We start from the raw sequence: 24,142 nt of genomic DNA on the forward strand, positions 1-24,142 counted from the left end.
GCCGGTAATCGGAGCCACTTCGAGACGGAGCCATGCGGCTGATCAATCGGGATTCGGAACTGGGGGCGGAACCCGGACGCGCTCGGTCTCGTCAGAGCCTTCGGCGATAGCTTCCTCGCTTCTGCGCACCCGCCTTGGCGGATCCTTGCCTTCGACCGGCTTCGGCGACAACTGGTCGTCGGCCTGAATTTCGTCGGTGTTCAAGTAGTTCTTGGCTTCGTCCACAGCGGTCACATCAGGTTGGAAAATTGCGGGGCAGGAATGCCGTCCCGCGCTTTTGGACTAACTCTCGGCGACGTGACTGGTTCCCTCGCTCGCAAGCGGCCTGCGGCTCATAGGTCTGCTCCAGCTTTGGAAACGTCGAGCTCGATCATGACGGGCGCGTGGTCGCTCGTATGCTCCCAGCCGCGCGGTTTTTTCCGGACGGTTGCCGATCGAAGCCATGGGGCGACTGCCGGACTGAGCAGGAAGTGGTCGATCCGAAGCCCCGCGTCACGTTCGAAGCTGTTCCGCCAGTATTTCCAGAAGGTGTAGACGCGCTCTTCTGGATGCAGATGTCTGACGGCATCGGTCCAACCCTGGGCAACGAGATCAGCATAGGCCTTGCGCACTTCCGGCCTGAAGAGGGCGTCGTCCAGCCAGCGTTCCGGCTTGTAGACGTCGATCTCCGTCGGCATGACGTTGAAGTCGCCGGCCAGGATCGAAGGCACATCGAGCTCGAGGAGTTCGGCGGCGTACGCCTGCAGACGGAGAAACCAGCGCAGCTTGTAATCGAATTTTACTCCTGGAAACGGATTGCCGTTGGGAAGATACAGGCATCCGATCAGGATGCCGTCGACGGCAGCTTCGATATACCGGCTGTGAGTATCGTCAGGATCACCGGGAAGACCACGCCGCGTCAGGATCGGTATCTTGCCTTTTGCCAGGATCGCAACCCCGTTCCAGGATCTCTGTCCGTGCCAGATGGCGCCGTAGCCGGCCCGCTCGATTTCCTTTCGCGGAAACCTGGCATCGTCTGCCTTCAGTTCCTGGAGGCAGACCACATCAGGGGCGTCCTCCTTGAGCCAGCGCAGCAGAATGTCTAGCCGCCCATTGATCCCGTTGACATTGTAGGTTGCGATTTTCACGATGCCCTCGGAAGTCGAAGCACAGACGGGCTCTAGAAGCGCTCCTGAGTTTCGTCCTCAGGAAATCCCCGCCCGCAATCGTGCTAATGGAGGCGGCTCTCCATATCGTAATGGTCCGCCGGTCGAATCCCCGCGGGGTGATCGAGCGAGTCGACTGTCACTTGGCTCCTCAACGCGTCGCGCCGAAGACGAAGGCGATGCCGGCGACGATCGCTGCGGCTGTCAGCGGCTGCCGGCGTATGCGATCCTCGAGGTCATGGACGAATGTGCGTGCTTCCGCCTTTGCCAGGCGAGCTGTTCCAGAAGCCAGCCCCGAAGCGGATTCAGCCATGCGACCGGCTTCCTTCTGAAGCGCGCGCATTTCTTCGGAGGAGCGGGCGGTTTCACCGCTTGGGCGCAGGGCTTGATCCACGAGCGGAAACTCCTCGTCGAGCTTGGTCGGATCTGGCTCGCGCTTCACACGCTCAGCCGCCTCGACGTCGCTGCGGCCGGCAGGAATGGAGGTGTGGGTGGCTGACACCGGGTCGGACGCCGGAAAGGTATCCTCGATTGCTTTGTCGAGTTCGCCTTTTGGGGGCCGCTTTCGTTGCTCTGCCTGCTCTTTTCGCATGGACTGGACTGCCGGGGATTCGTTCGGGTTTGCCATCGGGGTTTCCTCTGTTGCACTTCGACAAACAAAGCGACGACGAGGAGAGAAGTTCCATAGAAATGCTTCCGCCTCACACGGCAGCTGGAATGAGGAGAAGCGAGTAACGTAGCGCTTGCGATTGCCCGGACTTTTCTCGATGACGAGTACGGCAATCAAATAAGCCGGACCAAAGTCTTGCCGGCGCCTACTACCTAGGTCGGTTGCATTCTGTCTTGGGAACAGCGAGAAATCTTATACGTCATATATGCATGGGACGGCGAACGGACGAACGAGGCCATGGCATGAGTATCCGGAGACGCGATTTTCTGAGACTGGGCGGCAGCGCGGCCGTCGCCCTCGTCGCTGCCGCATCACCCGCCAGATTGAATCTCGACGGTTTCCTTCCTGTTCTGGCGGCGGAGTGCGCGCAGGCAAAAGACGGTAACAACGGGAATGGCAACGGTGGTGGTAACGGCAACGGGAATAGTGGAGGGAATGGCAATAGCGGCGGTAGCGGCAACGGGGGAGGGAGTGGCAACGGCAATAGTGGTGGCAACAGCAGCAGCAATGGCTCAGGAAATGGCAATGGTGGGAGCTCCACCAGCAGCGCGGGATCCTCTTCCTCTTCTGCAAGGTCGTCAGAAGGATTGGGAACGACAGCGACCGAAGCTTCCGATGGTTCGATCGACGTCCGTCATGCGAATGGTATCACCGAGACCCTGCAGCGCGGCCGCTACATTATGAAGGACTCGAAAGGCCGCACGATCATAAGCCGTCAGGCGACGGCCAACGATGCCCGCCGGCTGAGCCGCTTCCTTCGCTAGAGCGTGATAGTCGGACGATACCCTCTTTTAGCGCCGTTCGCGCCATTGTAGAGCCGCTTCAGTCCTGTTCGAGGCACCGAGCTTGCTCAGAATCTGGGTCATATGGTGCTTCACGGTCTTTTCCTGCAGGCCGAGACGCAAGCCGATATGTTTGTTTGACAAGCCTTGAGCGACAAGATCCATCACCTCGCGTTCCCGTGGTGTCAGACTGTTTTTGTCTGAGGTTCCGCCATGCAGTGAATTCTCCATGACCTTTGCCGACATCGTCGGCGAGATATATCGCGTTCCACTCAGGACCGTTTGGATGGCTTCGGCGAGGCCACGGGAACCGACACCCTTCAGAACATAGCCCATCGCGCCCCGTTGCAGAGCGTCAAGCAACGTGTCCACATCCTCGGATACCGTCAACATGAGCACTTTCGTTGTCGGGCTCCGCGCCAGCACGTCGCTGATCGCAGACAGCCCGCCGCCGGGCATCGAGATATCGAGGAGCATGATGTCGGGGCAGTTGTCCGAGGCGATCATGGCCGCGTCATCGCTGCTGGCGCCTTCGCCAATGACGTTAAAGCCGCTCATCTCCGACAGGCTGCGCGTTACACCCTCGCGAAAAAGCGGGTGGTCGTCCACGACGCCGATGGTGATGGATGTCATCTCTAGTCTCCCACTTCCATAGGCTCGAAGATCATGGTCACGGTCGTCCCTCCTTCGCCTGTCTTGACCTCGAACGATCCTCCCAGGCTGTCGATGCGTTCCCGAAGTCCGACAAGGCCGAGGCTCGTCGGCCTCACCTCGGTCGGATCGAAGCCATCGCCGCGATCGCTCACCTCGACACGGACATGACCGTTGTGCGAGACGGCCTTAACAGCCTGCTGAATGCCGCCACCGTGGCGATAGGCGTTGTTCAAGGCTTCCTGAGCGAAGCGATAGATACAGATCTTCACCGCAGGAGGAAGTTCAGGTCCATCCTCGTCGATAACAGTTTCGACATGGGTTTCGGTCTTGTGCTGATGCGCTTCGACGACCCGCATGACGATCTCGGTGATCGAGGACTTCTCGATCTGCGGGAGCACCAGCCCACTGCAGATATTGCGGATTTCCGTCATCGCCTCGGCAAGGCTCGAGCGTATCCAGGCAAGCTCCTTTTCACGCGCTTCGGGCTGTGTGGACGCGTTGATCAACACGTCGCTGTCCAGCCGCAATGAGGCATAGGCGATGTGCTGGGCCGGACCGTCGTGCAAATCGGCACCGATACTGCGCAAATATGTTTCATTCAGCGCCGCCGACCGCTGGGAGGCGCGCTGCAGCCGCCGCTGAAGTCCGCGGTTTTCCGCCAGCAACGCGGACAGTTCATTGACCCGTTCCCTGAGATCCTTGCGTTGCGCCTCTATCGTGCGGCTCCCCCGAAACACCAGAGCCGAGAGAACAAGGAAAAAGATTGCTGTGAGAGCAGCGACAGCGCCCCAGCTCCGGAGCCTGGCATGCGCCAGACTGTCGCTTAATCCTTCTGCCGTCTCGTAGAACTCAAGTACGGCGACCGCCCGTCCGGACCATGGCTGGAGCACAGGGTTGTAGATCTCCATGAGCGGCTTGCCAAGCGCGCGCTCCTTGTCGCTTTCCGGATCGCTGGCGATTTCGTAGCGCGCGACGAGAGACCCTGCGAATGCCCTCTGGAGCTTGTCGCTGACCGTAAACTTCCTGCCCACCAGCTCCTTCTCATTCGAATAAAGGATGGTGCCGTCGCTTCGCCACAGCTTGAACGAAACGAGACGCCTGCCGAGCGCGCCCTGACCAAGCGTCTCATCGAGAGCCTGAGCACTGGCTTCGTCCAGCAACGATTCCTTTTGCATGTCGGGAAGCAGCGGCGCGACCACGCTGTCCACATATAGCGCCGTCGCAGCACCAGAATTGTGGATGACGGCCTCCTCTATGAGGTGGGTGACGAGAATGCCCACCAGGAACATGACGGCCATCGATATGAGCCCACCCGCGATGAAGAACTGGGAGGCGAGTGAGCGGGCATTCCAGCGGCGAAGCCAATTCATGTTGATTCCGGCAAGAGACTTGTCGATTAACCTACCGCGTCTTCAGAGTTTTTCCAAACAGCGTCAGGGTAGATTCCTGGTATCGAAGACCTCGGCGCCTCTTATGCTCTGGGTAAGCCCGAGGCTATCGCCTGATATGGCTACGCCGAAGACGTAGAGAAGGGCGGCCAGAACGATAACAAGGGCGAAGACGGACGCGTTGCAAGCGTCATTCACTCGGGATCTATGACTCTGGTGCATGTTCGGATCTCCTTCAACATCCCTCGAAACGGCGCGAGTCCGACGCGCGTTCCACCTCAGGGACTTCGGTCGGAGAAGGTTGGGACCAAGGTCTGACGCCTGTAGACATCAGCAGATTCAAGCATATTTCCTGGCCGACGAACCCGGGTTTGGAGGCTTGTGAGTGACGATTTCCATGGATATCGAAGGCGGCGCCCGCGCCGCATCGGCCTCTTCTCTCGCGCCCTTCGAGGAAGGCGTCGCCGAATTTTACGACAGCCTTCTCGTGCCGATTCTCTTCGAGCCCTATGCCTCGGAGATGGCGATCGTCGCCGAGCGATTGAAGCCGGGCAGCATTCTCGAGGTCGCTGCGGGGACAGGCGCCTTGACACGTGCTCTGCGGGTGACGCTTGATCCGGCCACGGAGATCGTTGCCACCGATCTCAGCCAGGCGATGATTGACGTTGGCGCACCGTCGCTGACGATGTCGCGGACCCACTGGATGCACGCCGATGCGCAAAATCTGCCGTTCGCGTCTTCGATGTTCGATCTCGTCGTCTGCCAGTTCGGCGTGATGTTCTTTCCGGATAAGTTGAAGGCCTATGACGAGGCCAAAAGAGTGTTGCGGAGCGGAGGTCGTTTCCTGTTCACGACGTGGGATTCACTCCCGACCAACGACTTCGCAAGATGCGTGGATGAATGTCTGGCAAGCCTCTTTCCGTCCAATCCACCGGACTTTCTAAGAAACTTGTCATATTCCTACTTCGATATAGCGTCGATAAAGGCGCAAATGTCTTCGGCGGGATTTGACGCAATTTCCTGCGATCGGATCGAGTTGACTTCCGTTGCAGCCGCCCATGATATCGCAGCGGCCTTCTGCCAAGGCACTCCGCTCAGGGAAGAGATCGAAAGGCGGGCGCCGGCGCGTATCTCAGAGATAGTCGATGAGGTGGCCGAGCGAATGGAATCACGCTACGGGGTTCGTCCGTGCGGCGGCATGAGCGCCTTCGTCGTCGTCGGTCGCGCTTCGTAACGCCGCTTAGTGCCGGCCAGCGGATCAATCGCGCGATTCTCCAAATGAAATGTCCAAAAGCTCTGTCCGACGAGTATGACGGCTCACCGGACTTCAGCTCGTGCGCTGCGCGTAGGAAGTTTCCTGCATCGCGCGGATGACGTGCCGCTCGATCTCGAAGCAGGTCTCGTCGTATTCCCGCACCAGGTTCGCATTGAATTGCCGTCCTCGAAGAGCGTCGCGCGCTTCGACTGCCATCTGGTAGGCCTCGAAGAGCTCGAGCTGCAATGGGTCGCACGCTGCCATGATCAGCGTCCGCATGTGCGGCAAACGCATCGCCAGGCGCCGGCGTCCCGCTTCCCGGCGGTTGGATCGTGCCATCTCCTTCAGTCTCCTGCCTCCTGCATAATTCCTCAAATCGGCATCGGTTTAAGGATAAATTATGCAGCAATTCAAAGTGTTACAGCGTCCTTTACGCGTCTGAAAAGACGCGTGGCGCTGTAAGCCCGTGTGCGGGGCCTTTCAATCCTGAAGTAGCGCCGGCGACGGGCATTGACATGGGTTTGGGACCAAGGGCCGGGGTCCATCAGACTGAGGTCCGGGCCGTGGAACGACCGTGCCTCCAGCTAGTTGGTTTCGCAGCGGTCACGAAGGCCGCCTCGAAACAGAAGGAGGAGAAAATGATCTCCAAGCTTATCGTCGGTGCGGCAACTGCCGCGACCCTCATGTCGGGCGTCGCATTCGCCCAGTCCTCGACCGTTAACGGTGCCGCCGGTGGCGCGGTGACCGGGGCGATCGTCGGCGGCCCCGTTGGCGCTGCTGTCGGCGGCGTTGCCGGCGCGGTCGTTGGTACGGCGATCGATCCGCCGCCGCAAAAGGTCGTCACCTATGTCCGCGAGGCTCCGGCACCATCGGCGCGCGTGGTCGTGAAGGAGAAGGTTGTCGTCGGCCAGCCTCTGCCGGAGACGGTTGTCGTGACGCCTATTCCGGATGACCCGACCTATGCTTACGCGGTGGTCAATGATGAACGCGTCATCGTCGAACCGTCGTCCCGCAAGGTGATCCAGGTTATCAAGTGACCTGATCCCACGCGGTCTCTGCCGCGTCTTGCCCCTCAATATCATCGTTAGAACCTGAGAACCGCCGCACGACGGACGACAACGTCGTGCGGCCGAAAAAGCAGAGAGATTGTTATGAAGACCAAGACACTCGCCGTGCTGATGACGGCACTCTCGATCGGCGTTTCGCCGGTCGGCATCATCTCCGCCGCGGCGCAGGATGCGCCGATCCTTCCCAAGAAGGGTGCTGCCCAAAACGGCCAGTCCAGCGGTGGTGCGATCCAGCAACCGGATGCCGGCGGCGCCTCCTCCTCGGGTGGCGCAGGAGCATCGACCGGCCAGGATACCCAGCAGCCTTCCGGCTCTAGCGGAAACTCGTCCGGAACCTCCACGGATGGTTCCTCCGGTCAGACGACAAGTCAGCCCGGTGCTAAGACGCAGTCCGGAGGCTCGACCGAAACCGGCTCCGGTGCCGCAGGCACGGACGCCTCTGGCAAAAGCCCGGACAGTTCGAAGTCTTCCAAGTCGGGACAGTCCTCGACGGAAAGCCAGAAGCCTGCCGGCAGCCAGGACACTGGCACGCCGACCGGCTCCGGTGAAACCCAGAAGTCCAGCGACGCGAAGTCTTCCAGCGGCTCGACTGAGACTCAGTCAAACAGCAAGACGAACGTTGAGAACAACAAAACATCGGTCGACAGCAACACTCAGAACACCACGAAGACCGAGACGAACAATACGACCAACGTGAACATCTCCGTCGAGCAGCAGACGGAAATCCGCAGCGTTGTGAAGGAGGTTCATGTCGAGCCGGTTCGGGAGGCGGATTTCACAGTCTCGGTCGGCACCACCATCCCGAAGAAGATCAGGCTCGAGCCACTGCCGCCCCGAATCGTGGAGATCGTACCGCAGTACAAGGCCTATCGTTTCTTCCTCCTCGCGGATGGCCGGATCGTCATCGTCGATCCTTCTGCATTCACGATCGTCTACATCATCGCGGCGTAGCGGCCGGCCCCGGCGGCTCTCCGCCGCCGGGGCATAGGAGAGGAACATGATCCATTCTGAAGAAAAGTCCAATGGGCTGGCCTTGCCGTTGATCGCGATCCTGCTGGCAATCGCCGGCATTCTCGCCGTGCTTGTCGCCACGGGCGGCAGACATAACAGCGCCGCTGGCCGCATCTGGGTTCCACTGGCTCAACAGCAGAGGTCGGGACAATGAAAGCCATCGCATCCGTTGCCTTTGGCATCTTAAGCTCGGTCGGGGCCTGCATCGCTGCCGCATCTTATGTTGTGGCGGATTCCGAACCTCACACCTTCAAGGAGCTCGCAGCGCGCGATCTATGGACGACGACGCCGGTGAAAGTCGATCCTCGGGAGCAGCACTATGAACGAATTCCGCCTCTCTATTCCAGCTATGTGACCGAGGTCTCGGCCAGCATGGCATCAGCGGCGAGGCCGGATTCGGCTCGCCCGCCATCCGAACTTCAGACACCGCAGCCCAGACTTTCGGCCGCGCATCTTGCCTGGTGTGAGGAACGTTATCGCTCTTTCAATCCTGTGACCAACAACTATCGATCCTATAGCGGTGAGACTCGCGAATGTTCTTCGCCGTTCCAGCCGACTGTCGCCGAGGCCGATGGCGGCGTCGGCACGAAAGTGAATGCAGAGGCGGCAGCCCGGTGCGCCGCTCGCTACAAGTCGTATCGACCGGAAGACAATACGTATCAACCATGGGAAGGACCGCGGCGCAGCTGCGACATGTCAAATCTCGTTGCCACGAACAATTGATTATCGGCGGTGGTCACGTGGTGCGGATGATGCTGCACCAAGCTGGTGAATCGGACTAAAGTCCGTGTTGGAATCGCTACGGTTGTGATACCCGGTTGTATTAGAGTGTTGGAGATCAGGGGATGGCAACGGCACTGATAACAGAAATCCAGCAGGCGCAGACAAGGCTTCCGCTCTTGACCCGAGCGGACCGGGGGGCCCTTATCGTTCGCATCCTCCGCGAGCTGAAGACGCATCGGCGGGAGGTTCTCGCAAATGTGCCGGCCGAGCGCTGTGTTTGGATCGACAGGCTCATCGCGTCCGTGTCCTCGACGATATCCGAAATCACCAACATGCAGGACGCCGAGTTCAATCGTGTCTTGAACGAGTTCGAAAAGCTTATCGCGACGCTCGATGGCATTTCGCATGCGGAGAAGCCGTCGAAGACAATTCACTGAGAGGGTCGCCAGTGGGCCGCCAAACGAGCGCCTCACCGGAAACCGATCGCTGCGCGACAGCGTTCTTCTGCCATGACCGAAACGAAATCCGCCGCTGATCACAACAAGGCGCCGTCCGGCGAAGACGGTTCGAAGCCCGGCGCGGACATTTCTTTCCCCTACGACAGGATGACCGTCGAGCAATTCCGAAGACGCTTCCCCCGTGCCCGTTGGAGCGATGCCCGCAAGGCCTGGTTCGTTCCCGGGCGGACGGCGTCCCGTCGCATCGGACAATGGCTTGCCGAGATCGAGGCCGAAGCCGACGCCCATGCGGATGCGAAGGGACGCGACGCCTTCACCTTCGATCCCATCGACAGTCCATATCTTGAACTCGGCAAGGCAGACTTCCGAATCCGCACGCCATATTCGAAGACCATCGTCGACGAATTGCACGAGGTGCCGTCCTCACGGTGGGATGGCGATCTCAGAATATGGCACGTTCCCTTTCGGTCCTATGAGGAACTCCGACGCAGATGGCCTGATATCGAAGCGGCGGCTTGCAGAAACGAGCCGGAGGAAAGACGACGTCGAGCCGAGGAGCGGAAAGGGACCGAACAGGATATGCGCAGCAAACTCCGCTCTGCGGAACGAAAGCGTCACCGTTACCCGCTTCAGAGCGACGACCTGCCGCCGATAGGACGTCCTGTGGTCACCGCTTATGGAATCGTCGTCTTTACCGAAATCTCAGGCGAACTGGTCGACCCGGATGTCGTCGCGGATTTCTATCCCGGTGTGACCGAGGATCACGTCTGGGGATATTGGCGGGTGCCCACACTTGAAGAGCTCGTCCGCACCTGGCCCGCGAAAACGCTTCCGGTTGAGAACGCCGAGTGGTGGCTGCCGACGATCGAAGAACTGAGGCCGGCCCGTCGCACGGCAAGATCGCGTGAAGCCAGGAAATACGCTAAGACGCCGTGACTGCTGCTTGCCGTAGAAAAGAGGATGACATATGCACGATTCCGATCGTCAGGCTCGGTGGCGTAGTGCGTCCACCAACGCCACGAAAGCCGGAGAGGACTGCCTTCTGCTGGCATAGTAGAGATGGTAGCCATCCCAGTATGGCGAAAAGGCTTCCAGAACGCGTCTCAGACGGCCTTCCGCGATATACGGAAGAGCGACGTCTTCCGGTATGTAAGCCAATCCAAGCCCTTCCAGAGCCCCTTCCACGCCTTGATAGGAGTTGTTGAAGGCAAGCTGTCCCTCGACCCGGATTTTGATCTCTTTCCCGTTGTCTTCGAACTCCCATGCCCAGAAGCCCCCATAGGTGGGCAGGCGCTCATTGATGCAGTTGTGGCGGACAAGGTCCTGCGGATGCTCGGGAATCTCTTTGCCATCGAAATATGAGGGTGCCCCGACGACGGCAAAACGGAAATCAGGTCCGATGCGAGTCGAGATCATGTCTTTCGCCACCTGCTCGCCCATCCGGACGCCCCCGTCGAAGCGCTCCGTCACGATATCCGACAGCCCATTCTCGCGGATCAGCTCCACCTTGATATCAGGATTGTTGGGTAGGAAGCGCTGGAGCTTCGGCCAGATGATCCACTTTATCGCATGGTCGGATGCAGTGATGCGGATGTTGCCGGCCGGCTTTTCCCTAAACGCGGTGAGTGTTTCCAGTTGAGCCTCGATCTCGTCGAAGTGTGGTCCCACGCCTTGGAACAATCGTTCTCCAGCCTCGGTGAGCGAAACGGCCCGCGTGGTACGGGTCAAAAGCCGGATTCCAAGCCGCGTTTCGAGCTGGCGGACAATATGGCTGAGCGCCGATTGAGATACGCCCAGCTTCGCCGCCGCGCGCGTAAACTCTTCTCTCTGGCGACTGCCAGAAAGGCCATCAGGTCATTGACGCTCTCGCGCGGCATGATGAGTTCCTTCGGATCAAATGGCGGTTGTACTGAATTTGCAGAAACTCGATATTGAAATCATCGTGAACACCCGCCTGGCTCGGTTCGCACGGGAACAAGTTGCGGCGCCGGCCATTTGTCGTCCATGAAAACAGCCCTGCCGATGTCGCTGCTCGCTCTGGCCATCTTCGTTGGCGGTGCTGCCGCGCGGGAACTCCGACCCGAAGCAATCAATACCGCGTCGATTGCGTCTATTGGGGCAGGGAAGCCTAAGCCCGCAGATCCAGACCCGGCCATGGTCCGCCTTCAGGTCCTGCTCGACCGTGCAGGCTCGTCTCCCGGTGTGATCGATGGATTATACGGGGAGAACGTCAACAAGGCCGTGGCCGGCTTCGAGGCTATGAACAATCTTCCTGTCGACGGGAGGCCGGATCCGGATGTCGCCTCCCGCCTGGAAGGCAATGCCGCCATCGTTGCCCCGATCGTTGAAAGTTATGTCGTCTCGGCAGAGGATGCCAAGGATCTCGTTGACAGGATTCCCGAAGACTATGGTGAGAAGGCGAAGATGCAGAGCTTGGGATATACGAGCGTTGCAGAGAAGTTATCCGAGCGGTTCCACATGGGCATCGATCTCGTGCATGCGCTCAACCCGGCTTCGCAGTTTGCTCCTGGCGATACGGTGTGGGTCGTGGATCCCGGCCCTCCAAGGCAAGGAAAGGTCAAGAAGATCGAGGCTGACAGGAAGACGGGACAGGTGCTCGCCTATGCCGCGGATGGATCACTGCTTGCAGTCTATCCCGCGACGATCGGAAGCGAAGACAATCCGGCGCCGTCGGGCAAGCACAAGGTCAAGGGCGTCGCCAGGATGCCGGTCTACAGATATGACCCGAAGCGCAACTTCAAGCAGGGAAAGAACGACAAGGTCCTGACGATTCCGAAAGGGCCGAACGGCCCGGTCGGCACGGTCTGGATCGACCTGACCGAACCGACCTATGGAATACACGGGACACCGGAGCCGAAGCTCATCGACAAGGTTGGCTCGCACGGTTGCGTGCGGCTGACGAACTGGGACGCCGAAGAACTGGCCGGTATGGTCAAGCCCGGTGTGCTGGTGGACTTCGTCAGTCGAAGTTCAGCCACGCCGAAGTGACGGGAATACGTCGCAAATCCCGCCATCTTCCCCGGCTTGTCGCCAATGGGATGTAGTTTGCGTCTGGCGCCGCCATATCATCGGCGTTCACGACGCTTTGGCTTCGAAAGCGGGGGCGAAATCTCCCAGCTGTTTTGCTTTGAGGATGGTGGCCTCGATATCCTGCTCCACAATCGCTTCAAGATCGGCGAAGCTGTCGATGACATAGTAGATCGGCTGGAGGATATCGATCCGGTAGGGCGTTCTCAGCACGCTCAGCAGATCGAACGGCCGGAATTCGCACGCCTTGCCTTCCATGGCCGCCTTCGCTTCGCTGGGCGATGAGACGATGCCCGCGCCGAAGCAACGGCGGCCTTGCGGCGTATTGATCAGGCCGAATTCGACGGTGAACCAGAAGATCCGGAACAGGTGCCATGAATAGCCCTTGCCGAGGCGGACGGCCGTTTCGCCGAAATGCCGGACGAAATTGGCGTAACTCTGGTTGGTGAGCATTGGGCAGTGGCCGAAGACCTCGTGGAACAGGTCCGGTTCCTCGATATAGTCGATATGTTCGCGACGGCGCAGGAAGGTTGCGAGCGGGAATTTGCCTTGCGACAGAAGCTCATAAAAGCGCGACGGCGGAATGAGCGCTGGCACGCCTTCCACGCCGAAACCGGTGGTCTCGTTCAGGCGTCTGTTCACATCGAGAAGCTGAGGCACCTTATCGGGCTTCAGCCCCAGCATTTTGACGCCGTCCAGATATTCGCGGCAGGCGGTATCGGAAAGCAATTTCATCTGACGCCGGTAGAGTTCGCCCCAGATCGCATCTTCATCGGGGGTGTAATCGTATAAGCCATCCGGGTGGGGCAGTTTGGCGGTGTAGCTGCTTTCCTTGGTCATGTGCTGATCCTCCCGAGCACTGCGCTTTCCTGTCATTATGATCCGAGTTTAGAGGATTTTCTTTTCTTTCCTGCTGGATGTCGCCATAATGGTGGGAAATATTCCCGAATGAGGGGTAAAAAATGAAAGAACCTGGGAATTTTCGCCGCAAGCTTCTGCAGCTCGTCCAGGCCGACGGCAGCCTTTCGCTGGCCGACCTGGCGGAAAAGGCCGGCATGTCACAGAGTTCGGCATGGCGGAAGATCCAGGAACTGGAAGCCGACGGCGTCATCCGCAAGCGGGTGACGCTGCTCGATCCTGGAAAACTCGATCTCAAGCTCTGCGTGATCGCGCATGTGACGCTGGAGGATCACCACGAAGAGGCGGTCGCGTCTTTCGCTTCCGTGGTGCTGGAACGGCCGGAGATCATGGAATGCTACGCCTTGTCCGGCGCCTTCGACTACATGCTGAAGATAAGGGCAAGCGACGTGGAAAGCTACGAAGCCTTCATGACCCGCTATCTCATGCGCAACCCGCATGTGCGCACAGTCGTCTCGAGCTTTGTGCTGCGCGAGCTGAAATTCTCGACCGAACTGCCGATCTGAACTGACGCTTACAACCCGGATTATCGCGTGCTGTCACCATGCCAACCGCCTGGCATGTGTATCGGAAAGCCTTCGAATGTCTTCAGCGTGTCGAGGACGATCGACGTCTTCACGTGCTGCACCGACTCGTGGGGCAACAGAATGTCGTTGACGAATTTGGAGAGGTCGGCGAGCCCGCGGGTCGCCACCGTCAGGTGATAGTCCATTTCACCGGTCAAGGCATAGGCTTCGAGAACTTCCGGCAGTCCGTTGATCAGCTGCGAAAACCGGCGGGCATTGTCTCTGTTATGGGTCGCAAGCGTCACGGAAATGACCACCAGCATATCGAGCCCCAACTTCTGCCGATCGAGGTGAGCCCGGTAGCTGCGGATATATCCCTCAGCCTCCAGTCTCGTCCGCCGGCGCGAGCATTGCGAAGGTGAAAGCGCGATCCGCTCGCCCAACTCGTTGTTCGTCAACCTGCCATCCTTTTGAAGTTCCTGGAGCAGGCGCAGATCCAATTTATCGAGCGGCTCATCCATTGCACGAAATCTCCAAAACGCTCACGGATCGTGCATAATCTCCTCCTGAAGCATAAAGAATGCAAGAACTTTGCACGCGTTTTGGGCCACACTTTGCATATCAAATGCAATCTCCTCTGGAGGAAAGTAAATGGGTCCTTTCCCGCATGATGCGCCGCCCTCGGAAATCACCGCCGACAATCCGGCCGGCACCGACGGCTTCGAATTCGTCGAGTTCGCCCATCCTGAGCCCGAGACACTGCGCGAGCTCTTGACACGCATGGGCTACGTTGCTGTAGCCAAGCACAAGACGAAAGACATCACCGTCTGGCGCCAGGGTGACATCAACTATGTCCTGAACGCCGAACCCGGCAGTCATGCCGCGCGTTTCGTCGCAAATCACGGCCCCTGCGCCCCATCGATGGCCTGGCGCGTCGTCGACGCCCAACACGCGTTCAAGCATGCGGTGTCAAAAGGCGCTGTCCCGTATGAAGGGGACGACAAGATGCTCGATGTTCCGGCGATTGTCGGCATCGGCGGCTCGCTGCTCTATTTCGTCGAGACCTATGGTGCCAAGGGATCGGCCTACGAGGCCGAGTTCGATTGGCTCCGCGAGCGCAACCCGCATCCCCAGGGCATCGGCTTCTATTATCTCGACCACCTGACGCACAACGTCTTCCGCGGCAACATGGACAAGTGGTGGGATTTTTACCGCAACCTGTTCAATTTCAAGCAGATCCACTTCTTCGATATCGACGGGCGCATCACCGGTCTGGTGAGCCGCGCCATCACCTCGCCCTGCGGCAAAATCCGCATTCCGCTGAATGAATCGAAGGACGACACCAGCCAGATCGAGGAATATCTGAAGAAGTACAAGGGCGAGGGCATCCAGCATATCGCCGTTGGAACGGAGGATATTTACGACGCCACCGACAGGCTGGCCGACAACGGCCTGCGTTTCATGCCGGGTCCGCCGGAGACCTATTACGACATGTCCTATGAACGCGTGAACGGCCATAGTGAACCTGTCGAACGCATGAAGAAACACGGTATCCTCATCGATGGCGAAGGTGTGGTGAATGGCGGCATGACGAAAATCCTGCTGCAGATCTTCTCCAAGACCGTCATCGGCCCGATCTTCTTCGAATTCATCCAGCGCAAGGGCGACGAGGGTTTCGGCGAAGGCAATTTCCGGGCTCTCTTTGAGTCGATCGAGGCCGATCAGATCAAGCGTGGTGTCATCGGGACTGCAGCGGAGTAAACTCACTAGCGCCGCGCATCTTTCAGACGCGCGGCGCTGGAGTGTTCGGGGAGGAGTGAGCATGGACCAGACATCGATCCAGACGTCGGATGGTGAAGCCGCGACAGCAAACACGCTGAAATATATGCCGGGGTTCGGCAATGACTTCGAAACCGAGTCGCTTCCCGGCGCCTTGCCGCAGGGCCAGAACAGCCCGCAAAAATGCAATTACGGTCTTTATGCGGAGCAGCTTTCCGGCTCGCCGTTCACCGCGCCGCGCGGGACCAACGAAAGGTCCTGGCTTTACCGCATCCGCCCGAGCGTGCGTCACACCCGCCGCTTCTCCAACGCGTCCTATCCGCTCTGGAAAACCGCACCTTGCCTGGACGAACATTCGCTTCCTCTCGGCCAGCTTCGCTGGGATCCCATCCCCGCACCCTCGGAGAAGCTGACGTTTCTCGAGGGGGTGCGGACCATCACCACGGCAGGCGATGCCACCACCCAGGTGGGCATGTCAGCCCATGCCTATGTCTTCAATGAGGACATGGTCGACGATTACTTCTTCAACGCCGATGGTGAATTGCTGATCGTGCCGCAGCTCGGCGCCATCAGAGTGTTCACCGAAATGGGCATCATGGATGTCGAGCCCCTGGAAATATGCCTTATCCCGCGCGGCATGATGTTCAAGATCATGAGGGGTGGCGACCAGACGGTCTGGCGTGGCTACATCTGCGAGAACTACGGCGCGAAATTCACCCTGCCGGACCGCGGACCGATCGGCGCCAACTGCCTGGCAAACCCGCGTGACTTCAAGACGCCTGTCGCCGCATTCGAGGATAAGGAAACGCCGTGCCGCGTGCATGTGAAGTGGTGCGGAAAATTCTGTGTCACCGACATCGGCCATTCGCCGCTGGATGTGGTGGCCTGGCACGGCAACTACGCCCCGTTCAAATACGACTTGCGGACGTTCTCGCCGGTCGGCGCTATCCGCTTCGATCATCCCGATCCGTCGATCTTTTCGGTGCTGACCGCGCCGACCGAAGATGCGGGTACGGCGAACGTCGATTTCGTGATCTTTCCGCCGCGCTGGCTGGTCGCCGAACATACGTTTCGACCGCCTTGGTACCACCGCAACATCATGAGCGAATTCATGGGCCTGATCCATGGCCAATATGACGCCAAGGAGGAGGGCTTCGTGCCGGGCGGCATGAGCCTGCACAACATGATGCTTCCCCACGGGCCGGACGCGCTCGCCTTCGAAAAGGCATCCAATACCGAGCTCAAACCCGTGAAGCTCGATCACACCATGGCCTTCATGTTCGAGACCCGGTACCCGCAGCAACTGACGAAATACGCAGCCGAGCTCGAAACGCTGCAGGATAATTACCTGGAATGCTGGGACGGCCTGGAACGCAAGTTCGACGGAACCCCCGGCATCAAGTGATGCATCAACTGAAGTCATCCTCCTGCACGGAATTCGGACATGAAACTTGCGACGTTAAAAGACTCCACGCGGGACGGCCGGCTCGTCGTCGTTTCCCGCGACCTGACCCGCTGTTCCGAGGTCGGTCATATCGCCCGCACATTGCAGGCAGCACTCGATGACTGGGAGCATGTGGCTCCGAGGCTCGCGCTCATTGCCGAAGGCGTCGAGACCGGCGCCCAGCCGACGATCCGGTTTCACGAACATGACGCTACGTCACCTTTGCCGCGCGCCTATCAATGGGCCGACGGCTCCGCTTACGTCAACCATGTCGAACTGGTGCGCAAGGCACGCGGCGCCGAGATGCCGGCGAGCTTCTGGACCGATCCGCTGATCTATCAGGGCGGGTCGGACGCTTTCCTTGCGCCGCGCGACCCGATCGTGATGGCCGACGAGGCTTACGGGATCGACATGGAGGGCGAGGTCGCCGTCATAACCGGCGACGTTGCCATGGGGTCCAGCCCGGAGGCTGCACGCGGCGCCGTCCGCCTGCTGATGCTCGTCAACGACGTTTCGCTGCGCAGTCTGATCCCGGACGAATTGGCGAAGGGATTTGGCTTCTTCCAGTCCAAGCCGGCATCGGCATTTTCTCCGGTCGCGGTGACGCCGGATGAGCTTGGAGATGCGTGGGACGGTGGCAAGCTGCATCTCCCGCTGCTCGTCAGCCTGAACGGCAAGCCATTCGGCAACGCCAACGCCGGCATCGACATGACCTTCGACTTTGGCCAGTTGATCGCCCACGCCGCCAAAACCCGCAATCTCGCGGCCGGCACGATCATCGGCTCGGGAACGGTGTCCAACAAGCTCAACGGCGGCCCGGGCAAGCCGGTGGAAGACGGCGGAAGCGGCTACTCCTGCATCGCCGAACTCAGGATGATCGAGGCCATCGAGACCGGATCGCCGAAGACCGCCTTCATGAAGTTCGGCGATCAGGTCCGCATCGAGATGAAGGATAAGGCCGGCCATTCGATCTTCGGGGCGATCGAGCAGACGGTCGAGAAATACAGCGGAGCCGGGCCGCAATGAAGGAGGTCGTTCTCTACGACTACTGGAGATCATCGGCGAGCTATCGCGTCCGCATCGCGCTCAATCTCCTGGGCATCGATTATCAGACCGTGCCCATCAACCTGTTGGAGGGCGCGCACAGGACGCCGGAATATCTGGCCCTCAACCCGCAGGGACTGGTGCCGACATTGGTGATCGACGGGAAAACACTGACGCAGTCGCTGGCGATCGTCGAATACCTCGCTGAGACCAGGCCGGAATGCGGATTGCTGCCATCTGACATTGCCGATCGCCAGAAAGTCCGCGCTCTCGCATATGCGGTCGCCATGGACATCCATCCGATCTGCAACCTGCATGTCGTGTCACATCTGATGAGCATGGCTGACAAGGCCGATGCCCGCGAGGAATGGATGAAGCATTTCATTACCGACGGACTGGGCAAACTGGAAACCATGATCGGCAAAGCCGATGGCGCGTTCAGCTTTGGAAATACGCCGACGATGGCGGACCTCTGCCTCGTTCCCCAGGTCTACAACGCCCGTCGCTGGGGCGTTGAGTTGACCGCTTTCAAGCGCATCGTCGACATCGACGCCGGATGCGCAGACCTGCCGGCCTTCCAGGCGGCGCATCCCGACCGCGTGAAGCCGTAACGGCAGAGCGGGACCCGGGACGAAATTCGAAGAAGCATCCCTTCTTCCTGCGGCTCTCGCATCAATGGCCGGCACACACCAGATCGCGTGGACTGGGATCTCACGATCGCGGCGAATGCGATGCCAATTCCTGTAGGTATGAAGAGTAAGCATCGCCGGTCCGCGGGCGAGGTGCGGTAATTTGTCTAGCAGCCATCAAGCGCCTTGATCCTCGAGACCAGGGTCTTGCCAAACACGTAGGTGGTCTGGACATCGGCACGACCCTGGCAGCGACGTCCATCATTGGTGACGTATTCGTACGAAACCCGGACATCATCATTGCCGCGTAGTGCCGTTCCCGTGAGTTTGAGCGGCTCCGACATCGCGCCGAAGAAGGCGTGGATCGACACTTCGTTGAATGGGCCTTGGCCGCGTTTCTCCGGAACGACCAGCGCTGAGGCGGTTTCACCATCGGCTGCGGCGAGCGCGGAGTAGAAGGCCGTCACCGTGCCCATGGGATCGTGGGGAAACGTCTTGCCCGCCTCGGACGCCGGATCAGGTCCGTCCTCGTCAATCGCGTCGTAAGTGATGCCCACCATCTGCGCCTTCGCGGCCGTCAGCCACGCGATGCCTTCAGGCGGTGCCGACGTCACGTAGGCGATGGCAGTCTCGGACAATCCCAACTGGTTGAGATAAGCTCCGACCAGTGCGTTGGCGACACCACTCTCGCTGGCCTTTCCGTCGACCACGCGATAGGCGGCATGGAAACCGATATTGGATTCGGGCTGAAGAAACCGCTGCGAACCGGCAAGCCAGGTCAGGGCGCAAGCCGACGCGCACAAGGTCCCCGGCGGGGTGGCAGTGGCAAAGCCTCGAAGGCGGATGGCACGTCCGATCTCAATCCCGGCTTTGAGATCACCGCCCTCGCTGTTTAGAAAAACAAGGGCTTTGCTGGAGGCGGCGGCCAGGTTTCTGAAGACAATTTCGTCGCCTTCGTTCAAGACGCCCGTGACGGAGATCAGGTCTGTGTCGCCCTCCAACGGCTCTCGCGTGATCTCCGCCGCAGACAGAGGAAATGCGCATAGAAACAACAACCCAGCCACGATGTAACGCATCGATTCCCCCGCGTTTACTGTAACTATTCAACATTGCGACGAATGTTCTTGCAAGCCTGCTCGTAGCTCACCAGGCAGGCTGTAGGAGAAGTGAGAAGACCGCGGCGTCTATCTCGAGCTTCAAACGAGTGGCGATCGTCTCGGCCAAAAAAAGCCGCCGCAGCTGACTGTCGGCGGCTTTTCACTATCGATCAATTTTTCTCGGACGCCTTCGGGTGGCGCTACACAACCACCGCCTACTCAGCTGCACCCGCTCGTAGCACCACACGTGTCGCACTTCTCGCAGGTACCATTCCGCACCATGGTGAAGTTCTGGCACTCCGAGCACATGTTGCCGGTATAGCCCTGCATGATCGAGCGTTGGCGGCGTTCGGCTTCGCGCTTCTTGGCTTCGGATTTCGCCGTTGCCGCGTCGGCTGCCGCCTTGTCGGAGAACAACGCCGTTGCGTCGCTGGTGAGTTCCTCGGTCACCTCTTCGGCGATCTCTTCCGCCAATTCCTTGGCGCGCTCCTCGTAATCGCGCTTGAAGGCGACGATTTCGGAGGTGGCGATGGCGACCGTCGGCTCCAGCTTGCGGGCAGCGGCGCCTGCAAAGGCAGTCACGGTGCCGGTGGAGGCGGCGCGGGCAGGGGCGGCGGTCGCCGCACCCTTGGGTTCGCCTGCCTGGCGTTCGCCGCCGGTGCCGGACACCAGCGTCGGCTTGTAGCCGCGGGTCCAGCCGGTGGAGAGCAGGTTGGTCTTGCCTTCCTGGATACCCTTGCCGAGCGCCGTGTTCGAGAAATCCGACGTATCGACATGCGCGAGGTCATGCCGGCCGAGATAGGAGACGGCAAGTTCGCGGAAGACATAATCGAGGATCGAGGTGGCGTTCTTGATCGCGTCATTGCCGATGACCATGCCGGCCGGCTCGAACTTGGTGAAGGTGAAGGCCTCGACATATTCCTCGAGCGGCACGCCATATTGCAGGCCGAGCGAGATGGCGATGGCGAAATTGTTCATCATCGCACGGAAGGCAGCGCCTTCTTTGTGCATGTCGATGAAGATCTCGCCGATGCGGCCGTCGCCGAATTCGCCGGTGCGGAGATAGACCTTGTGTCCGCCGACGGCGGCCTTCTGGGTATAGCCCTGGCGGCGGTTCGGCAGCTTCTCGCGTTCGCGCGAAACTCGTTCGATCACCCGCTCGATGATCTTCTCGGTGACGGTAACGGCCTGGGCGGCCAGCGGCGCCTGCAGCAGTTCCTCCAGCGCATCCTCGTCGTCTTCGTCCTCGATCAGCGAGGAGTTGAGCGGCTGCGACAGTTTCGAGCCGTCGCGATAGAGCGCGTTGGCCTTGAGGCCAAGCTTCCAGGAGAGCATGTAGGCGTTCTTGCAATCCTCGACGGTCGCCTCGTTCGGCATGTTGATCGTCTTGGAAATTGCGCCGGAGATGAACGGCTGGGCAGCCGCCATCATGCGGATATGGCTTTCGACCGAGAGGTAGCGCTTGCCTACCTTGCCGCACGGATTGGCGCAATCGAAGACCGGCAGGTGCTCATTCTTGAGGAAGGGCGCGCCTTCCAGTGTCATCGCACCGCAGACATGGATGTTGGCGGCTTCGATGTCCTTCTTCGAGAAGCCGATATGGTCGAGCAGGCTGAAGCTCATGTCGGCGAGCTGTTCGTCGGAAACCTTCAGCGTCTCCTTCAGGAAGTCGGCGCCGAGCGTCCACTGGTTGAAGACGAACTTGATGTCGAAGGCGCTCTTCAGCGCGGCGTTGACGGCTTCGACCTTCTCGTCGGTGAAGCCCTTGGTCTTCAGCGTCGACGGATTGACGGCCGGTGCCTGGTTCAGGTTGCCGTGGCCGACGGCATAGGCCTCGATCTCGGCGATCTGGCTTTCCGAATAGCCGAGCGTGCGCAGCGCGTCGGGCACGGCGCGGTTGATGATCTTGAAGTAGCCGCCGCCGGCGAGCTTCTTGAACTTGACGAGGGCAAAGTCGGGCTCGATGCCGGTGGTGTCGCAATCCATGACGAGACCGATCGTGCCCGTGGGCGCGATGACCGAGACCTGGGCATTGCGGTAGCCATGCTGTTCACCGAGCTCGAGCGCCTTGTCCCAGGCCGATTTGGCGTGGGCGACGAGATCCTGGTCCGGGTTTTCCGAATGGATCAGCGCGACCGGGTTGATCGACAGGGCCTCATAGCCGGAGCTCTCGCCATGCGCGGCACGGCGATGGTTGCGAATGACCTTGAGCATGCTCTCGCGATTCGGTGCGAAGTTCGGGAAGGGCCCAAGTTCGGCAGCCATTTCGGCCGAGGTCGCATAGCAGATGCCGGTCATGATCGCGGTCAGCGACCCTGCGATGGCGCGGGCCTCAGTGGAGTCATAGGGAATGCCTGACGACATCAGCAGGCCGCCGATATTGGCGTAGCCAAGGCCGAGCGTGCGGTATTCGTAGGAGAGTTCGGCAATGCGCTTCGACGGGAACTGCGCCATCATCACCGAGACTTCGAGCACAACGGTCCACAGGCGAACCGCATGTTCGTAATCGGCGATGTTGATGCGCTTGGTGGCCTTGTCCTTGAACTGCAGCAGGTTCAGCGAGGCAAGGTTGCAGGCCGTGTCGTCGAGGAACATGTATTCCGAGCACGGGTTCGAGCCGCGGATCGGGCCGCCGGCCGGCGAGGTGTGCCAGTCGTTCATCGTCGTGTTGAAGTGGATGCCCGGATCGGCCGAAGCCCAGGCAGCGTAGGAGATGGTTTCCCAGAGATCGCGGGCCTTCAGCGTCTTCATCACCCGGCCGTCCTTGCGTGCGGTCAGGTTCCATTCGCCATCATTCTCGACGGCGCGCAGGAAGTCGTCCTTGATCGATACGGAATTGTTGGAGTTCTGGCCCGATACCGTGAGGTAGGCTTCCGAATCCCAATCCGTGTCGTAGGTCTTGAATTGGAGATCCTTGTAGCCCTGGCGGGCGAACTGGATGACGCGCTGGACGTAGTTCTCGGGAACCTGATCCTTCTTGGCGGCGCGGATTTCGCGCTTCAGGGCAGGGTTCTTGTTGGGGTCGTAGCAATCGCCGTTATCGCCGCCTTCGCAATTGAAGCAGGCCTTCATGATCGCCTTCAGATGCTTGGCGACGACCTTCGAGCCGGTCACGAGAGCCGCAACCTTCTGCTCTTCCTTGACCTTCCAGTTGATGTATTCCTCGATATCCGGATGGTCGATGTCGACGACCACCATCTTGGCGGCGCGGCGCGTCGTGCCGCCCGATTTGATGGCGCCGGCGGCACGGTCGCCGATCTTCAGGAAGCTCATCAGGCCGGAGGAACGACCGCCGCCGGAAAGCTTTTCGCCTTCGCCGCGCAGCATCGAGAAGTTGGAGCCGGTGCCGGAGCCGTATTTGAACAGGCGCGCTTCACGCACCCAGAGGTCCATGATGCCGCCTTCGTTGACGAGATCGTCCTCGACGGACTGGATGAAGCAGGCATGCGGCTGCGGGTGTTCGTAGGCCGACTTGGACTTGGTCAGCTTGCCGGTGAAGGGGTCGACATAGAAATGGCCCTGGCCGGGGCCGTCGATGCCGTAGGCCCAGTGCAGGCCGGTGTTGAACCACTGCGGCGAGTTCGGGGCGACGCGCTGGGTGGCGAGCATATAGGCAAGCTCGTCCTTGAAGGCCGAGGCATCTTCCTCGGAGGAGAAATAGCCGCCCTTCCAGCCCCAATAGGTCCAGGTGCCGGCAAGACGGTCGAAGACCTGGCGCGCATCGATTTCGGAGCCGGTCTGCTCGTCCTTGGACAGGGTCTTCAGCGCAGCATCGTCGGGAACGGAGCGCCACAGGAAGGAAGGAACGTCGTTTTCCTCGACCTTCTTCAGTCGGGTGGGAACACCGGCCTTGCGGAAATACTTCTGCGCCAGAACGTCGGTCGCGACCTGGGAGAACTGCGCGGGAACGTCGATATTCTCGAGGCGGAACACGATCGAACCGTCAGGGTTCTTGATCTCGCTCGTCGCCTTGCGGAATTCGATATCCGCATAGGCGCCTTGGCCGGCCTTCGTGAAACGACGTTCGATGCGCATGGTCTTGACCTCGTGTTGGCGCCCGGTCCCCGCGACCGGGGCGCAAAATTTCTATCCGGCGGCACTTTTTTGGTCGTGCAGCCAGTCTCGTTTCCGTATCGTGACAGGGGTGTCATCCGGAGATGATCTTCCTGTATCTTGTGGTGATGGTGGCTGCAAACACTAAATATAGTATTAACAGCTTATTATCGCCAGCCCCGATGTCACTTTTTTTGGAGGCTGAAAACCGCGCAAAAACCTGTCAGGCCTGAACCGTTCCCGGTCCATCGCCCTGATTCTGCGTCCTAATTTTCAAAAGGGAACCGGGCTCGTCCTGTCGCCGCCGCAACATCAGTAACAGTAAAGTTTGAAACAGCTGATTCCGTCAAGGGCTGGCTTTTAATTGATTGCTAACCACAACATGTTGTGGATGCGCCTGTGGAGATTGGGGAAAGCCGGGGAGCGCTGAAATTACAATGGCTTGCAGGTGTTGCCGGCTAAGGAAAAGGT

The 24,142-nt window shown here is 59.8% G+C and carries 25 protein-coding genes and 1 pseudogene; 14 read left to right on the top strand and 12 right to left on the bottom strand.

Annotation, left to right across the window (positions count from 1 at the left end; genetic code table 11):
* Positions 1–42: 42 nt before the first annotated feature.
* The 3 genes from J3P73_RS10235 to J3P73_RS10245 form a co-directional block, all read right to left on the bottom strand.
* Positions 43–225: a hypothetical protein gene (locus J3P73_RS10235; RefSeq protein ID WP_075223970.1), complete on the bottom strand. Its 183-nt coding sequence runs from the start codon at positions 223–225 to the stop codon at positions 43–45.
* Positions 226–332: 107 nt separating this feature from the next.
* A complete protein-coding gene (gene xth, locus J3P73_RS10240; RefSeq protein ID WP_075223969.1) occupies positions 333–1,127 on the bottom strand; it encodes an exodeoxyribonuclease III in 795 nt (264 codons plus the stop codon).
* A 169-nt stretch (positions 1,128–1,296) separates the two neighbouring features.
* Positions 1,297–1,773, bottom strand: a complete 477-nt coding sequence (locus J3P73_RS10245; protein ID WP_075223968.1) for a hypothetical protein — start codon at positions 1,771–1,773, stop codon at positions 1,297–1,299.
* Between the two features lie 284 nt (positions 1,774–2,057).
* Here J3P73_RS10245 and J3P73_RS10250 point away from each other — a divergent pair, with 284 nt between their 5' ends.
* On the top strand, positions 2,058–2,579 hold the full coding sequence (locus tag J3P73_RS10250) for a hypothetical protein (RefSeq protein WP_075223967.1): 522 nt from the start codon (positions 2,058–2,060) through the stop codon (positions 2,577–2,579).
* A 27-nt stretch (positions 2,580–2,606) separates the two neighbouring features.
* Here J3P73_RS10250 and J3P73_RS10255 read toward each other — a convergent pair whose 3' ends face one another.
* The 3 genes from J3P73_RS10255 to J3P73_RS10265 form a co-directional block, all read right to left on the bottom strand.
* Positions 2,607–3,230, bottom strand: a complete 624-nt coding sequence (locus tag J3P73_RS10255; protein ID WP_075223966.1) for a response regulator — start codon at positions 3,228–3,230, stop codon at positions 2,607–2,609.
* Between the two features lie 2 nt (positions 3,231–3,232).
* A complete protein-coding gene (locus J3P73_RS10260) occupies positions 3,233–4,621 on the bottom strand; it encodes a sensor histidine kinase (RefSeq protein WP_130661395.1) in 1,389 nt (462 codons plus the stop codon).
* Between the two features lie 63 nt (positions 4,622–4,684).
* Positions 4,685–4,861: a hypothetical protein gene (locus J3P73_RS10265; protein WP_165406127.1), complete on the bottom strand. Its 177-nt coding sequence runs from the start codon at positions 4,859–4,861 to the stop codon at positions 4,685–4,687.
* 175 nt (positions 4,862–5,036) lie between these two features.
* Between J3P73_RS10265 and J3P73_RS10270 the strand changes: the two genes are divergently transcribed.
* Positions 5,037–5,873, top strand: coding sequence for a class I SAM-dependent methyltransferase (locus J3P73_RS10270; RefSeq protein WP_207580002.1), 837 nt, complete (start codon positions 5,037–5,039; stop codon positions 5,871–5,873).
* Between the two features lie 93 nt (positions 5,874–5,966).
* Here J3P73_RS10270 and J3P73_RS10275 read toward each other — a convergent pair whose 3' ends face one another.
* Positions 5,967–6,233 (bottom strand): hypothetical protein, encoded by a 267-nt coding sequence (locus tag J3P73_RS10275; protein WP_026170990.1) that lies wholly within the window; start codon positions 6,231–6,233, stop codon positions 5,967–5,969.
* A 299-nt stretch (positions 6,234–6,532) separates the two neighbouring features.
* On the opposite strand from J3P73_RS10275, the gene J3P73_RS10280 reads away from it, so the two are divergent.
* From J3P73_RS10280 to J3P73_RS10305, 6 genes are all read left to right on the top strand, one after another.
* Positions 6,533–6,931: a DUF1236 domain-containing protein gene (locus J3P73_RS10280; protein ID WP_018073189.1), complete on the top strand. Its 399-nt coding sequence runs from the start codon at positions 6,533–6,535 to the stop codon at positions 6,929–6,931.
* 114 nt (positions 6,932–7,045) lie between these two features.
* Positions 7,046–7,912: a DUF1236 domain-containing protein gene (locus tag J3P73_RS10285; protein ID WP_130661396.1), complete on the top strand. Its 867-nt coding sequence runs from the start codon at positions 7,046–7,048 to the stop codon at positions 7,910–7,912.
* Between the two features lie 46 nt (positions 7,913–7,958).
* Positions 7,959–8,126: a hypothetical protein gene (locus tag J3P73_RS10290; RefSeq protein ID WP_165406129.1), complete on the top strand. Its 168-nt coding sequence runs from the start codon at positions 7,959–7,961 to the stop codon at positions 8,124–8,126.
* Positions 8,123–8,695 carry a BA14K family protein gene (locus J3P73_RS10295; protein ID WP_207579909.1) on the top strand — a complete coding sequence of 191 codons (573 nt, stop codon included), beginning with the start codon at positions 8,123–8,125 and terminating at the stop codon, positions 8,693–8,695. Before J3P73_RS10290 ends, J3P73_RS10295 begins: the two co-directional genes overlap by 4 nt.
* A gap of 122 nt (positions 8,696–8,817) precedes the next feature.
* Positions 8,818–9,132 (top strand): hypothetical protein, encoded by a 315-nt coding sequence (locus J3P73_RS10300; RefSeq protein WP_130661398.1) that lies wholly within the window; start codon positions 8,818–8,820, stop codon positions 9,130–9,132.
* Positions 9,133–9,204: 72 nt separating this feature from the next.
* Positions 9,205–10,089 (top strand): hypothetical protein, encoded by an 885-nt coding sequence (locus tag J3P73_RS10305; RefSeq protein ID WP_207579910.1) that lies wholly within the window; start codon positions 9,205–9,207, stop codon positions 10,087–10,089.
* 48 nt (positions 10,090–10,137) lie between these two features.
* On the opposite strand, the pseudogene J3P73_RS10310 reads toward J3P73_RS10305, so the two are convergent.
* Positions 10,138–11,030: pseudogene (locus J3P73_RS10310) on the bottom strand (LysR family transcriptional regulator).
* A 118-nt stretch (positions 11,031–11,148) separates the two neighbouring features.
* Between J3P73_RS10310 and J3P73_RS10315 the strand changes: the two are divergent.
* Positions 11,149–12,162 carry a L,D-transpeptidase family protein gene (locus J3P73_RS10315; protein ID WP_130760685.1) on the top strand — a complete coding sequence of 338 codons (1,014 nt, stop codon included), beginning with the start codon at positions 11,149–11,151 and terminating at the stop codon, positions 12,160–12,162.
* An 87-nt stretch (positions 12,163–12,249) separates the two neighbouring features.
* Here the strand turns inward: J3P73_RS10315 and J3P73_RS10320 are convergent, their stop codons facing one another.
* Positions 12,250–13,041, bottom strand: a complete 792-nt coding sequence (locus J3P73_RS10320; protein ID WP_207579911.1) for a phenylalanine 4-monooxygenase — start codon at positions 13,039–13,041, stop codon at positions 12,250–12,252.
* A gap of 122 nt (positions 13,042–13,163) precedes the next feature.
* Between J3P73_RS10320 and J3P73_RS10325 the strand changes: the two genes are divergently transcribed.
* Positions 13,164–13,625, top strand: a complete 462-nt coding sequence (locus J3P73_RS10325; RefSeq protein ID WP_131663815.1) for an Lrp/AsnC family transcriptional regulator — start codon at positions 13,164–13,166, stop codon at positions 13,623–13,625.
* A gap of 20 nt (positions 13,626–13,645) precedes the next feature.
* On the opposite strand, the gene J3P73_RS10330 is transcribed toward J3P73_RS10325, so the two are convergent.
* Positions 13,646–14,146 carry an Lrp/AsnC family transcriptional regulator gene (locus J3P73_RS10330; protein WP_207579912.1) on the bottom strand — a complete coding sequence of 167 codons (501 nt, stop codon included), beginning with the start codon at positions 14,144–14,146 and terminating at the stop codon, positions 13,646–13,648.
* A gap of 130 nt (positions 14,147–14,276) precedes the next feature.
* On the opposite strand from J3P73_RS10330, the gene hppD reads away from it, so the two are divergent.
* From hppD to maiA, 4 genes are all read left to right on the top strand, one after another.
* Entirely contained in the window at positions 14,277–15,386 is a 1,110-nt protein-coding gene (gene hppD / locus J3P73_RS10335) for a 4-hydroxyphenylpyruvate dioxygenase (RefSeq protein WP_207579913.1), read from the top strand.
* Between the two features lie 61 nt (positions 15,387–15,447).
* Positions 15,448–16,809, top strand: a complete 1,362-nt coding sequence (gene hmgA / locus J3P73_RS10340) for a homogentisate 1,2-dioxygenase (RefSeq protein WP_207579914.1) — start codon at positions 15,448–15,450, stop codon at positions 16,807–16,809.
* A gap of 39 nt (positions 16,810–16,848) precedes the next feature.
* Positions 16,849–17,874, top strand: a complete 1,026-nt coding sequence (locus J3P73_RS10345) for a fumarylacetoacetate hydrolase family protein (RefSeq protein ID WP_207579915.1) — start codon at positions 16,849–16,851, stop codon at positions 17,872–17,874.
* On the top strand, positions 17,871–18,503 hold the full coding sequence (gene maiA, locus J3P73_RS10350) for a maleylacetoacetate isomerase (protein WP_207579916.1): 633 nt from the start codon (positions 17,871–17,873) through the stop codon (positions 18,501–18,503). The genes J3P73_RS10345 and maiA overlap by 4 nt, the downstream gene beginning before the upstream one ends.
* Positions 18,504–18,688: 185 nt before the next feature.
* Here the strand turns inward: maiA and J3P73_RS10355 are convergent, their stop codons facing one another.
* Together J3P73_RS10355 and J3P73_RS10360 are read right to left on the bottom strand one after the other, a co-directional pair.
* Positions 18,689–19,597, bottom strand: coding sequence for a COG3904 family protein (locus tag J3P73_RS10355; protein ID WP_012757080.1), 909 nt, complete (start codon positions 19,595–19,597; stop codon positions 18,689–18,691).
* 240 nt (positions 19,598–19,837) lie between these two features.
* Positions 19,838–23,653, bottom strand: a complete 3,816-nt coding sequence (locus J3P73_RS10360; RefSeq protein ID WP_130661454.1) for a vitamin B12-dependent ribonucleotide reductase — start codon at positions 23,651–23,653, stop codon at positions 19,838–19,840.
* Positions 23,654–24,142 lie beyond the last annotated feature (489 nt).

Origin of the sequence: Rhizobium ruizarguesonis, assembly GCF_017357285.1 — a bacterium.
Taxonomy (GTDB): Bacteria; Pseudomonadota; Alphaproteobacteria; order Rhizobiales; family Rhizobiaceae; genus Rhizobium; species Rhizobium ruizarguesonis.